This is a genomic window from Mesorhizobium sp. WSM4311 (genome assembly GCF_002295115.1).
GTDB lineage: Bacteria > Pseudomonadota > Alphaproteobacteria > Rhizobiales > Rhizobiaceae > Mesorhizobium.
In genome coordinates, this window is sequence record NZ_NSFV01000015.1 from 16,040 (window position 1) to 28,775 (window position 12,736).

The 12,736-nt window shown below is 62.5% G+C and carries 11 protein-coding genes and 2 pseudogenes; 10 read left to right on the plus strand and 3 right to left on the minus strand.

Going from position 1 to position 12,736, the window contains the following annotated elements; all coding sequences use genetic code 11:
• Nucleotides 1–8: 8 nt before the first annotated feature.
• Complete coding sequence (hemN, locus tag CK226_RS28485; protein ID WP_095793618.1) at nucleotides 9–1,358, minus strand: oxygen-independent coproporphyrinogen III oxidase; 1,350 nt, start codon at nucleotides 1,356–1,358, stop codon at nucleotides 9–11.
• 157 nt (nucleotides 1,359–1,515) lie between these two features.
• Between hemN and CK226_RS28490 the strand changes: the two genes are divergently transcribed.
• Complete coding sequence (locus tag CK226_RS28490) at nucleotides 1,516–2,244, plus strand: Crp/Fnr family transcriptional regulator (RefSeq protein WP_179296119.1); 729 nt, start codon at nucleotides 1,516–1,518, stop codon at nucleotides 2,242–2,244.
• Between the two features lie 2 nt (nucleotides 2,245–2,246).
• On the opposite strand, the gene CK226_RS28495 is transcribed toward CK226_RS28490, so the two are convergent.
• Entirely contained in the window at nucleotides 2,247–2,657 is a 411-nt protein-coding gene (locus tag CK226_RS28495; RefSeq protein ID WP_095775559.1) for a hemerythrin domain-containing protein, read from the minus strand.
• 242 nt (nucleotides 2,658–2,899) lie between these two features.
• On the opposite strand from CK226_RS28495, the gene ccoN reads away from it, so the two are divergent.
• From ccoN to ccoS, 8 genes and pseudogenes are all read left to right on the plus strand, one after another.
• The gene (gene ccoN, locus CK226_RS28500; protein ID WP_095793619.1) at nucleotides 2,900–4,510 is read left to right on the plus strand and encodes a cytochrome-c oxidase, cbb3-type subunit I; all 1,611 of its coding nucleotides are present in this window, start codon (nucleotides 2,900–2,902) and stop codon (nucleotides 4,508–4,510) included.
• A gap of 9 nt (nucleotides 4,511–4,519) precedes the next feature.
• Nucleotides 4,520–5,251: a cytochrome-c oxidase, cbb3-type subunit II gene (gene ccoO / locus CK226_RS28505; RefSeq protein WP_095793620.1), complete on the plus strand. Its 732-nt coding sequence runs from the start codon at nucleotides 4,520–4,522 to the stop codon at nucleotides 5,249–5,251.
• A 12-nt stretch (nucleotides 5,252–5,263) separates the two neighbouring features.
• Nucleotides 5,264–5,413: a CcoQ/FixQ family Cbb3-type cytochrome c oxidase assembly chaperone gene (locus CK226_RS28510; protein WP_019860163.1), complete on the plus strand. Its 150-nt coding sequence runs from the start codon at nucleotides 5,264–5,266 to the stop codon at nucleotides 5,411–5,413.
• Nucleotides 5,414–5,415: 2 nt separating this feature from the next.
• Nucleotides 5,416–6,279, plus strand: coding sequence for a cytochrome-c oxidase, cbb3-type subunit III (gene ccoP / locus CK226_RS28515; RefSeq protein WP_095793621.1), 864 nt, complete (start codon nucleotides 5,416–5,418; stop codon nucleotides 6,277–6,279).
• A gap of 193 nt (nucleotides 6,280–6,472) precedes the next feature.
• Nucleotides 6,473–8,032: a cytochrome c oxidase accessory protein CcoG gene (ccoG, locus tag CK226_RS28520; protein WP_095793622.1), complete on the plus strand. Its 1,560-nt coding sequence runs from the start codon at nucleotides 6,473–6,475 to the stop codon at nucleotides 8,030–8,032.
• Complete coding sequence (locus CK226_RS28525; protein WP_095775531.1) at nucleotides 8,029–8,526, plus strand: FixH family protein; 498 nt, start codon at nucleotides 8,029–8,031, stop codon at nucleotides 8,524–8,526. The genes ccoG and CK226_RS28525 overlap by 4 nt, the downstream gene beginning before the upstream one ends.
• Nucleotides 8,523–10,814 carry a cation-translocating P-type ATPase gene (locus CK226_RS28530; RefSeq protein WP_095793623.1) on the plus strand — a complete coding sequence of 764 codons (2,292 nt, stop codon included), beginning with the start codon at nucleotides 8,523–8,525 and terminating at the stop codon, nucleotides 10,812–10,814. The genes CK226_RS28525 and CK226_RS28530 overlap by 4 nt, the downstream gene beginning before the upstream one ends.
• Nucleotides 10,811–10,951 (plus strand): annotated as a pseudogene (gene ccoS, locus CK226_RS28535) (cbb3-type cytochrome oxidase assembly protein CcoS); the annotation flags it as partial. The gene CK226_RS28530 and the pseudogene ccoS, both read left to right, overlap by 4 nt.
• Before the next feature lie 58 nt (nucleotides 10,952–11,009).
• On the opposite strand, the pseudogene CK226_RS35790 reads toward ccoS, so the two are convergent.
• Nucleotides 11,010–11,473: pseudogene (locus CK226_RS35790) on the minus strand (glycerol-3-phosphate ABC transporter ATP-binding protein); the annotation flags it as partial.
• A gap of 85 nt (nucleotides 11,474–11,558) precedes the next feature.
• On the opposite strand from CK226_RS35790, the gene dgoD reads away from it, so the two are divergent.
• Complete coding sequence (dgoD, locus tag CK226_RS28545; RefSeq protein ID WP_095775527.1) at nucleotides 11,559–12,731, plus strand: galactonate dehydratase; 1,173 nt, start codon at nucleotides 11,559–11,561, stop codon at nucleotides 12,729–12,731.
• Nucleotides 12,732–12,736 lie beyond the last annotated feature (5 nt).

Consider the following 12,736-nt stretch of genomic DNA (forward strand, 5'->3'; position numbering starts at 1 on the left):
ACTGGCGCTCAGACCGCCACTGAATGCCTGGCTGTGCCGGCTTCGAGGTACTTGTCGAACTTCGCTGCCACCGTCCTGACAAGCGGGCGGCTGTCCTTCGGCACGACGAAGTTTTCGCCGTCGAGCCGAAGCAGCAGCCCGCCGCCGCTGATCGCAAGTCGACTTGCCATGGCCAGGAGACTCTGGCCGACGTCGCCGAAGCGCTCGACCAGTTCGATCGCCGAGAAGGCGAAATGGCACATCAGACGCTCGATGATCCAGCCTCTCGCCAGATCGTCGACGCTGAGCTCGATGCCGCGCGCCACTGCCAGCTGTCCGGAATCCACGGCCTTCTCGTATGCGCCGGTTGCGACGATGTTCTGGGCGTAGCCCTGGCGGTATCGGCTGATCGCGGAAGGCCCGAGCCCAATCAGCGTCTCGCAATTGTCCTCTGTATAGCCCTGGAAATTGCGGCGGATCTTGCCGGTGCGAGCCGAGATGGCGAGCGTATCGTCCGGCTTGGCGAAATGGTCCAGCCCCAGGGCCTCGTATCCGGCGTCCACGATCAGCCGGGCGGCGAGCTGCGATTGCGCCAACCGTCCGGCGGAATCGGGGAGCCATGCTTCGTCGATCATCGTTTGATGTTTCTTGAACCAAGGCACATGCGCGTAGCCGAACAGCGCCAGCCTGTCGGGCTGCAGCGTCAACGCCTGGGCGACGGTGCGAGCAACACTCTCGAGGGTCTGGTGCGGCAGTCCGTAGAGCAGGTCGAGGTTCACCGAATTCACGCCACGCGCCCGCACGGCGTCCACCACGCTCTTGGTCAGCAGGAAGGTTTGCTCGCGATTGATGGCTTTCTGCACCTTGGGATCGAAATCCTGAACGCCTAGGCTCGCCCTCGTCATGCCGATCGCGGACAGGGCGTCGAGCCGGGCCTCGTCCATGTCGCTCGGATCGATTTCGACACTGAGGCTGGCATCGTCGAGCACATCGAAACGATCCCGCAGCGCTTTTCCAAGCGACAGGATGTCCTCGGGATTCAGCATCGTCGGCGAGCCGCCGCCGAAATGGATGGCGCGCACCCGGCCCTTGCCGCGCACGAGGCGGCCAACCGTCTCGATCTCCCTATGCAAGGAGTGCAGAAAGGTCGCCACCGGCTGATAGTGCCGGGTCTGCTTGGTGTGGCATGCGCAGAACCAGCACAGCTTGTCGCAGTAGGGAATATGCAGATAGAGCGATATCTCGTCATCGCTTTCGAGCGCTTCGAGCCAAGTCCGACAGACAGCCGCATCAACCCTCGGGTGGAAATGAGGCGCTGTCGGATAGCTCGTGTACCGCGGTACATTTTCGCCAAGCCTAGCGGCCACTTCCGGTTGCATGTCGCTTCCTCTGTGTTTGCAAGGTCAAGGCAATGGCCGCAACCGCGCGCCAATGCCTTGATTTCGGTCAAAGCCTTTGCACCGGACAAACTGTCACAAGGCTTTTTCAATGGCCGACACTTATCTTGCCGATACTGAGGGTCCTCGGACGATCGTGATGACAGTACGTCAAGATGTTCATAGCGCCGGCATTCCCGTGCTTTGCCAATCATGCGAGGCGCGGCATCGTGGCGTATGCGGTGCGCTCGACCCCGATCAATTGGTCGGACTCGCCAAGCTTTCGTCAAAGCACACCATTGATCCGGGCGTGGAGCTGATTGGCGACGCCGAGACCGTCGACAGCTATTCCAACGTGCTTTCCGGCGTGGTGAAGCTGACGAAAAGCCTTTCGGACGGGCGCCAACAGATTGTCGGGCTTCAGTTTGCTCCCGATTTTCTGGGGCGGCCATTCAAGGTGGAAAGCGCTATCAACGCCGAAGCGGCAACGGCCGTCTCCCTGTGCTCGTTTCCAAGAGCGTCCATCGAGAGAATGATGAGGGAATCGCCAGAGCTCGAGCATCGCCTGCTCAAGCAGACATTGAACGAGCTTGACGAAGCACGCGACTGGATGGTGACGCTGGGGCGCAAGACGGCCGCGGAAAAAGTGACGAGCTTTCTGCTGATGATTGCCAGAAACATCGATCCCACGCTCGATCCGGCCACCAACGCGACGAGCTTCGAGCTGCCGCTCACACGCGCCGACATCGCCGATTTCCTCGGCCTGACGATCGAGACGGTGAGTCGCCAGTTGACCCGGCTGCGGACAGACGGGCTGATCCGGATCGAGAACAATCGACATGTGACGGTGACCAGCCTTAACCGCTTGGCCAGTCGCTCCGGCGCCTGACCTCAATCAGCGATCCCGATCATCGGCAGCACGTGCTCGCGTTCAAACGCGATGTGCCGGCGCAGATTCTCGAACAGGCCGCGCAACATGAACCCGATGGCTTCGGGATTCTCGACTGTCTCGCCATGTCCGATGGCCAGCAGGATTTCAGTCACCTCACCGGCAAAGCATTCGTCTTCCACATGCTCGGCCCGCAATCGTCGGGTCGAGGCAAGGTTCGCCTCGCTGCCGACCACCGCCTCCTCGTAAGCCGGAAAAATGATGGCCTCTTCGTACTGATGGATGCTGCGCAGAAGCGGCACGATCGAGTTGGCTGTGCTGAGGCATATCATCCGATCAACACCTGGCAGAGCGTCCGCGATTTGTTCCAGAGCATCGCAAAGGCGGAGTTTCTCGTCATGCGCACGCCGCATCACCGCGGTCGGGACGGCCTCCCGCCCGGCCAGCGTGGCGATTTCACGGCGGTTTTCAAACAGCGACGGTCCTCGCACTTTCTCCGAGTCCAATGTCAGCCTCCGGTCTTTTGCAAGGCTTACGCTGCCCAATGATAACGCGGTGAGCTTTGACCTGGATCAAGGCACCGGCAACCCGGCTGAGGAATTGTGCCGCTGCGGATTTGCTTTCCGCGCACGGAATCCGAGGTCGGGGACATGTCATGAAATTCGGCACTGAAACTGTGGCTCTAAGCCTGTTTGCATTCGCGGCCCTGGTGGCCGCCGGCTTTGGCGTGGATGAGCCTTTCCGCCAGCATATGTGGGTGCTGTTCATCGTGCTGCTGGGCTTTGTCGCTGTTCTTCTGCGCAAGACCAGTTTCGCGCCGGCGGCTCCGATCGATCCGTCCGCCTATATGGACGGGCCGATCCGCTACGGCGCCATCGCCACCATGTTCTGGGGCGTGGTCGGCATGCTTGTCGGCGTGATCATCGCGCTGCAGCTTGCCTACCCGGATCTCAACATCCAGCCCTGGTTCAATTTCGGGCGTTTGCGGCCGCTGCACACATCCGGCGTCGTTTTTGCCTTCGGCGGCAACGCTCTGCTTTGCACGTCCCTGTATGTGGTGCAGCGCACCTGCCGCGCCCGACTTTTCGGCGGCAATCTCGCCTGGTTCGTGTTCTGGGGGTATCAGCTTTTCATCGTCATGGCGGCCACCGGCTATCTGCTCGGCATCACCGAATCCCGTGAATATGCCGAGCCTGAATGGTATGTCGACATCTGGCTGACCATCGTCTGGGTCGCCTATCTCCTCCTGTTCCTCGGCACTATCCTGAAGCGCAAGGAGCCGCATATCTACGTCGCCAACTGGTTCTACCTCTCGTTCATCGTGACCATCGCGATGCTGCACGTGGTCAACAACCTGTCGATGCCGGCCTCCTTCCTGGGCTCGAAGAGCTACTCCGCATTTTCCGGTGTCCAGGATGCGCTGACGCAATGGTGGTACGGCCACAACGCGGTCGGCTTCTTCCTGACGGCCGGCTTCCTCGGCATGATGTATTACTTCGTGCCCAAGCAGGCCAACCGCCCGGTCTACTCCTATCGCCTTTCGATCATCCACTTCTGGGCCCTGATCTTCCTCTATATCTGGGCTGGGCCCCACCATCTCCACTATACCGCCCTGCCTGATTGGGCGCAGACGCTCGGCATGGTGTTTTCGATCATGCTCTGGATGCCGTCCTGGGGCGGGATGATCAACGGCCTGATGACGCTGTCCGGTGCCTGGGACAAGATCCGCACCGACCCGATCATCCGCATGATGGTGATCGCCATCGCCTTCTACGGCATGTCGACCTTCGAAGGCCCGATGATGTCGATCAAGTCGGTCAATTCGCTCAGCCACTACACCGACTGGACCATCGGCCACGTTCATTCCGGCGCCCTCGGCTGGGTCGGCATGATCTCGTTCGGCGCGATCTACTACATGGTGCCGAAGCTGTGGAACCGCGAACGCCTCTATTCGCTGCGGCTGGTCACTTGGCACTTCTGGCTGGCGACGCTCGGCATCGTCGTCTACGCCGCGGTCATGTGGGTGTCCGGCATCATGCAGGGCCTGATGTGGCGCGAATACGACGAGCAGGGCTTCCTGGTCTACTCCTTCGCCGAGACCGTCGCCGCCATGCATCCCTACTACATCATGCGCGCCGCCGGCGGAGCCATGTACCTGTCCGGCGCCCTGATCATGGCCTGGAACATCACCATGACGATCCTCGGCCACCAGCGCCAGGAGCAACCGTTACCGGGCTCTGTTCCCGCCCTCCAGCCTGCACAATAGGAGCCAGAAATGGGCTTGATGGACAGACACGCGATCATCGAGAAGAACGCCACGCTTCTTCTCGTTGGTTCCCTTCTGGTGGTGACGGTCGGCGGCATCGTCGAGATCGCCCCGCTCTTCTATCTCGACAATACGATCGAGAAGGTCGAAGGCATGCGGCCTTATTCGCCGCTCGAACTCGCCGGCCGCAACATCTATGTGCGTGAGGGCTGCTACCTCTGCCACAGCCAGATGATCAGGCCATTCCGGGACGAGGTCGAGCGCTATGGTCACTACAGCCTGGCTGCCGAGTCGATGTACGATCACCCCTTCCAGTGGGGCTCGAAACGCACCGGCCCCGACCTTGCCCGGGTCGGCGACCGCTACTCGAACGATTGGCACGTCCAGCATCTCAGCGATCCGCGCTCGGTGGTGCCGGAATCGATCATGCCGAAATACGCGTTCCTGAAGGACACGCCAATCCAGGTGAAGGACTTCTCGACGCATCTGGTTGCGAACAGGCGTGTTGGCGTCCCCTACTCCGACGACATGATCGCGCACGCCAACGCCGACTTGATGGCGCAGGCCGATCCCAACGCCGACACGTCCGGCCTCCTGGCCCGCTATGCGAAAGCGAAGGTCGGAGATCTCGACGGCAATCCGCAGCAGGTCACCGAGATGGACGCGCTTGTCGCCTATCTGCAGATGCTCGGCACGCTGGTCGATTTCAAACACTACGACGAAGCCGCCGGTTACCGCTGAGGAGCACGACCCATGGACTACAATCTGATGCGGGAATTCGCCGACAGCTGGGGCTTGCTGGCCATGGCGCTCTTTTTTGTCGGCTGCATTGCCTTCGCACTTCGGCCGGGCGGCCGCAGCCAGGCCGATGAAGCCGCCCGCATTCCCCTCAAGGATGACTGATCATGAGCACAGAGCATATCGACGACGTGTCGGGCATCTCGACGACCGGCCATGAGTGGGACGGCATCAGGGAACTCAACAACCCTCTTCCCCGGTGGTGGGTGATAACCTTCTACATCACCATCGCCTGGGCGATCGGCTACACCATTGCTTATCCGGCATGGCCGATGCTGTCCTCCGCGACGAGAGGGCTGCTCGGCTATTCGAGCCGAATTGACGTCAAGAACGAGCTGGCGGCGGCCGAACTTGCGAAGGGCAAGTATGTCGCGGCAATTCAATCGAAGACCGTGTCCGAGATTGCCGCCGACGATGCTCTGCGTGAATTCGCGGTCGCGGCCGGCGGAGCCACATTCAAGGTCAATTGCGTTCAGTGTCATGGCTCGGGCGCACAGGGGTCCAAGGGCTTTCCCAACCTGAATGACGACGACTGGCTGTGGGGCGGCAAGGCCGACCAGGTCCAGCAGACGATCACGCACGGCATCCGGTTCGCGTCCGACCCGGATACGCGCATCTCCGAGATGCCGGCCTTTGGCGACATCATCACGTCCGAGCAGATCATGCAGGTCAGCGCCTACGTGGCGAGCCTCTCCGGCAAGGTCCAGGACGCAAGTCTGATCGAGCCCGGCGCCAAGGTCTTCGCGGAAAACTGCGTGGCCTGTCATGGCGCCAACGCGAAAGGCAACAGGGAGTTCGGCGCTCCCGATCTGACCGATGCCATCTGGCTCTACGGGTCTGGCGAGGCAGCCATCGCCGCCCAGGTCCGCACGCCGAAACACGGCGTGATGCCAGCCTGGATTGACCGTCTCGGCGAGACCAAGGTCAAGGAGCTCGCAGTCTACGTGCATTCGCTTGGCGGTGGAGAATAGCAACGGGGGCCTATTCTCCTGCCCTCTCCGTCCAGGCGACGAGGCCCGGCCCTGCCGGGCCTCGACTGATTTGCGGTGCCGACGATTGACCTGCATCAACGCGGCGCGATCCAGTCGGAGGCAAGGTCCCGGTCGACGCTGCATTTCGCGCCGCCACAGGGCGAAATTACAAGCTGCATGACGGGAGAGACCGGTGCTGGACAATACGCAGGTAGAACGGCTCGAAGCTGAGGCGGTCAACTCCGCCAAAGTGCGCCAGCCATTGTATGCTGCGCGCAAGAAGGTTTTCCCCAAGCGTGCATCGGGCAGCTTTCGCCAGTTCAAATGGCTCGTGATGGCGATCACGCTCGGCATTTACTACCTGACGCCGTGGTTGCGATGGGATCGCGGCCCGTTTGCCCCGGACCAGGCCGTACTGCTCGATGTCGCCAATCGGCGCTTCTACTTCTTCTTCATCGAAATATGGCCGCAGGAATTCTACTATGTGGCCGGCCTGCTGGTCATGGCCGGCGTCGGCCTCTTCCTGATCACGTCGACGGTCGGGCGCGCCTGGTGCGGCTATACATGCCCGCAGACCGTTTGGGTCGATCTGTTTCTGGTCGTCGAGCGCGCCATCGAGGGCGACCGCAACGCTCGCATGAAGCTCGATGCCGGACCCTGGACCGCACGCAAGCTCGTGCTGCGGGTCTCGAAACACGCCATCTGGCTGGTCATAGGCGCGGCCACCGGCGGCGCCTGGATCTTCTATTTCGCCGATGCGCCGACGCTAGCCGGCGAACTCTTCACCGGCGCGGCGGCTCCCATCGCCTACATCACCGTCGCCGTACTGACGGCGACGACCTATACGTTCGGCGGGCTGATGCGCGAGCAGGTCTGCACCTATATGTGCCCGTGGCCGCGCATACAGGCGGCCATGCTCGACGAGACCTCCCTCACCGTCACCTACAATGACTGGCGCGGCGAACCGCGCTCGCGCCACGCCAAGAAGGTGCTCGCCGCGGGGCAGCCTGTCGGCGACTGCGTCGACTGCAATGCCTGCGTCGCGGTCTGCCCGATGGGGATCGACATCCGCGACGGCCAGCAGCTCGAATGCATCACCTGCGCGCTCTGCATCGACGCTTGCGACAGCGTCATGGACAAACTCGGCAGGGAGCATGGGTTGATCTCCTACGCGACGCTCTCCGACTACAACGCCAACATGATGCTGGCGACCGCCGGGGGCTCGGGTTCAGTCAATCCTTCGCTGGTCCGAACCGCTGACGGCCTGTTCTCCGACAAGGTGGCCCATTTCCACATTCGCAAGATCTTTCGGCCACGCACCTATGTCTACATGGCCCTGTGGTCGCTGATCGGCCTGGGCCTGCTGTATTCGCTGCTGACGCGCGACCGGCTCGAAGTGAACGTGCTGCACGACCGCAATCCGCAGTTCGTCACCCTGTCCGACGGCTCCATCCGCAACGGCTACACCGTCAAGCTGCTCAACATGATCCCCGAGCCCAGGACCATCGTCGTCACCCTTCAGGGCTTGGAAGGAGCAGAGATGAGCGTGGTCGGCATCGATCAGCCGGCAGGTCGCTCCGTTCCCATCTCGGTCGAACCCGACCGGCTGAAGATGCTCAAGGTCTTCGTACGCCAGCCGGCGGGCCAGATCCAGGGTACGGCACAGACCTTCAAGTTCCGGGCCGAGGACAGAGCGAGCTTCGAGTCCGACGAATACACCGCCACCTTCAACGCACCGGAGATCGCCAGATGACCGCCAAGGCGCAAAAATCCCGCGAATTCACCGGCAGGCACATGCTGGCCACCGTCCTTGCCTTTTTCGGCGTGGTCATCGCGGTCAATCTGACCATGGCGACGCTCGCCAGCACAAGCTGGACCGGCCTGGTGGTCGAGAACACCTATGTGGCGAGCCAGCAATTCAACAAGAAAGCCGAAGAGGGGCGCGCGCAGGCGGCCCTCGGCTGGACCGGCAAACTGACCATCGCGGCGGGTGAGGTTCGCTATAGCCTTACCGATGCCGGCGGCAAGCCGGTCGCCTTGCATGGCGTCAAGGTGCTGTTTCGCCACCCCGCCTATGAGAAGGAGGATAAGGCCATCACGCTCGCCCTCGCCTCGGGCCAGGACTTCGCCGCGCAGCATACGCCGAAGGACGGGGTCTGGATCGTCGAAGTCGACGCCGATGCCGGTCTGGACAAAGCCTATCGTGACGTCCGCAGGATCATGATTTCCCATGGGGCGATGAAATGAGCTGTTGTGCACCTGGCGCTGAAATGACGCTGGATCTGGCCGGCGCCCCATCGGTCCTGCCGTCCAGCCAGGAGATCAGGCTGGTAAGCCGATCGATCGGCGACAACCTTTGCCAGACCGATCTGTCGGTACCGACAGTCCACTGCGCGGCCTGCATCCAGACGATCGAGACGGCATTGGGAAAGCTCAATCGCGTCGAGAGCGCTCGCGTCAACCTGTCGACCAGACGAGTTTCGGTCCAGTGGCGTGGCGACGAGGCTCCGCCATTTTTCGCAACGCTTGGGCGGCTGGGCTACCAAGCGCATCTCTTCGATCCGGAGACCAGCAACAAGGACAAGACGCTTTCGGAACTGATCCGGGCGGTCGCGGTCGCGGGTTTTGCCGCCGGCAACATCATGCTGCTGTCGGTCTCGGTCTGGTCCGGCGCCGAAGGCGCGACCCGCGATCTGTTCCACTGGGTCTCGGCGCTGATCGCCATCCCCGCCCTGGCCTTTGCCGGCGGCATCTATTTCCGCTCGGCCTGGAATGCCTTGCGCCACGGGCGCATGAACATGGACGTCCCGATTGCGGTCGGCGTGTCGCTTGCCTACGCCATGAGCCTCTACGAAACCATCAATCATGGCGACCACGCCTATTTCGACGCCTCCGTTTCGCTGCTGTTCTTCCTCCTGATCGGCCGCACGCTGGACCACGTCATGCGCGAACGGGCCCGCACCGCCGTGAATGGCCTGTCGCGGCTGGCGGCACGCGGCGCCATCGTGCTGCGCGGCGATGGCGTGCGCGATTACCTGCCGGTCGGCGAGATCGAGCCGGGCATGGCGCTGCACATCGCCGCCGGTGAGCGAATTCCGGTCGACGGCAATATCCTCAGCGGTATTTCGGATCTCGATTGTTCACTGGTATCCGGGGAAAGCACGCCCCGGACCGTGGGAGCGGGAGCCCAGGTTCAGGCAGGCACGCTCAATCTCACCGGCCCGCTGACCATGCAGGCGACGGCCGCGGCGAAGGATTCTTTCCTGGCCGAAATGGTCCGGCTCATGGAAGCCGCGGAGGGCGGCCGCTCGCACTACCGCAGGATCGCCGACCGTGTGTCGGCGCTCTACGCTCCGGTGGTCCATCTCGCTGCCTTGCTGACGTTCCTTGGATGGATGATCGCTTCGGGCGACTGGCATCTGGCAATGACGATCGCGATTGCCGTTCTCATCATCACCTGCCCATGCGCGCTCGGCCTGGCCGTGCCGATCGTGCAGGTCGTCGCGGCGCGGCGTCTTTTCGAGGCCGGCGTCATGGTCAAGGACGGTTCGGCCATGGAACGACTGGCGGCGATCGATACGGTGCTGTTCGACAAGACCGGGACCCTCACGCTCGGACAGCCAAGGCTGATCAATGGGCCGTCCATCGACCCGGCCATGCTGGCGATCGCGGCCGACATGGCCGCGCAGTCGCGCCATCCATTCTCGAAGGCCATAGCCGGTTTCGCGGGCTCTTCCAGCCAACCCGGGCTCCAGTCCGTCGGCGAACACCCAGGCTTCGGCATGGAAGCCGTCACCAAAGGCAATACCTGGCGCCTCGGCCGGCGCGGATGGGCTGGATGGAAGGCGCGGACCGGCGGCGAAGGCAAATATGGCGGCTATGGCGGGACAGTGCTTTCGAAGAACGGGATCATCGTCGCCACCTTTGCCTTCGAAGACGCCGCGCGCGCCGATGCAAAGGCGGCGGTCGGGCAATTGCAGGATGCCGGAATGTCGGTCCAGATGTTGTCCGGCGACACCGCCAACGCCTGTCGCGACGTCGCCAAGACCTTGGGGATCGAGGACTTCGTTCCGGCCCTGCTCCCGTCCGGCAAGGTCGAGTGGATCGAGGCGCTGTCCAGGGAAGGCCACAAGGTGCTGATGGTAGGCGACGGACTGAACGATACGCCGGCGCTCGGCGCGGCGCATGTCTCGATGGCCCCGGCCACAGCGGCCGATGTCGGTCGCAATGCCGCCGATTTCGTCTTCCTGCGCGAAAGCCTTCTGGCGGTGCCCTTGGCCTTGGATATCTCGCGAAAGGCAGGCCGGCTCATTCGACAGAACATCGCCATTGCCATTGTCTACAACGCGTTCGCGGTGCCGATCGCCATATCGGGGCACGTGACGCCGCTCATCGCAGCGATCGCCATGTCCGCCTCGTCGCTGCTGGTGATCGGAAACGCCATGCGGCTGCAAGGTTTCACGAAAAGCGCATCGCCTGAACGCGCTTCGCGCGACCGGCGCGGACGCCCAGGCATGTTGGTCCAACAGCCATGACGACGCTCGTCTATCTCATCCCCGTGGCCCTCTTCCTCGGAGCGCTTGGACTGAGCGGCTTTCTGTGGGCCCTGAGAAGCGGCCAGTATGAGGATCTTGATGGAGCGGCGGAGCGCATTCTCATCGATGGGGATGAGCCGCCGAGCGGGCGCATCGCCTTGGCGAAGGTGGACAGTATCGAGAGAACAAGCGCCCCTAGTTTATCCTGATGCCGCTCTGGGCGTCGAACAGATGCACCTTGTGCACGACAATCTCCAGATTCACCTCTTGATCCGGTCTGAACAGTGGCTGTTCCCGGATTTCGGCCATCAGGTCGACGCCATCAGCAGTTAGGGTGATTTCCTGGGCTTCCGGTGGCTCGACCACTTGGACCCTCGCCTTTGCGTGACTGCCACCGACAGCGATGTGCTGGGGGCGAATCCCGTAAACCACGCCTTGCCTGTTCCCTATCCCTGCCTCCTTCGGCAGTGGCAGGCGCAGGCCTTGTCCGGCGATGAACACGCCACTCTCGACATGGCCCTGATGATGTTCATTTCCGGCGATCCTATGAAGCTCGCAACGAACAGATTGGCCGGGTTCTCTTAGAGTTCGGAGGGCGTTCCGATCTGTTCGATGCGGCCTTTGTTCGGCACCACGAAGCGGTCGGCGAGCATCATCGCCCGATGCCGCGCTTGACTTGCTCATATGACTCATAATAAATCATACATAATAACTTTTAAAAAGACGACGCACCTGGGAGCATCCATGAAAATTACGGCCATCAAGGCGCTCGTCTGCAATGCGGAAATGCGCAACTGGGTTTTCGTTCGGGTCGAAACCGATGAGCCCGGTCTGTTTGGCTGGGGCGAGGCAACGCTGGAATGGAAGACGCGTGCCGTCGTTGGCGCGCTTCAGGATCTCGAGGCACTGCTCATCGGGCAGGATCCGCGCAATGTGGAGCAGTGCTACCAGATCCTGACGCGCCACGGTTTCTGGCGTCTTGGCGTCGAGGGAATGTCGGCCGTGAGCGGCATCGAGATCGCGCTCTGGGACATTCTGGGCAAGTCGCTGGGCGTTCCGGTCTGGCGGCTTCTCGGCGGCCAGGTCCGCGACTATCTGCGCACCTATACGCATCTCGGCCTCGGCGACATGAAGGCGGTCTATGAGAGCGGGTCGGCGGACACGATCGTCGAGCGCGGACGCATCGTCACGCAGGCCGGCTACGACGCGGTCAAGGTCGTCTGCATTCCCTACACCCACTATGTCTCGCCGGCGAAGGCGGTCGATTCCGTTGCCGACATGGTTGGCGCGCTGCGCGAGGCCGTCGGTCCCGATATCGACATCATGGTCGACTTTCACGGGCGCCCGGCCTCCGTCAACGCGGCGATGGACTATCTCAAGGCGATCGAACCGGCCCGCATCATGTTCGCCGAAGAGCCGGTGCCGCCCGAAGATGTCGCCGGCCTGGCGCATATCACCGCGCGATCGGCGGTCCCCATCGCATCCGGTGAGCGGCTGATCGGGCGCCGCGAGTTCACGCAATCGATCGCGGCGCGTGCGTTCAACATTGCCCAGCCCGATATCTGCCATACTGGCGGTCTGCTCGAGACCAAGAAGATCGCGGCGCTGGCCGAAACCGCCGGCATCGGCCTTGCGCCGCACAATCCGCTCGGCCCGATCGCCGGCGTCGCAGCACTTCACTTCGGCATATCGACGCCGAACGTCATCATCCAGGAGGAGATGTCGGGCGCGGTCGCCTGGTACGACGACGTCGTCACCTGGCCGATCGATCGCAAACCCGGCCGCTGGGACGTGCCCGATCTGCCGGGCCTTGGCGTCACCGTGAATGAAGATGTCATTGCGCGCCACCCCTTCAAGCAGGAAGTGCTGCATGCGCGCAACGCCGTCATGCCCGACGGCACCGTGGTCGATTGGTGAGCGCC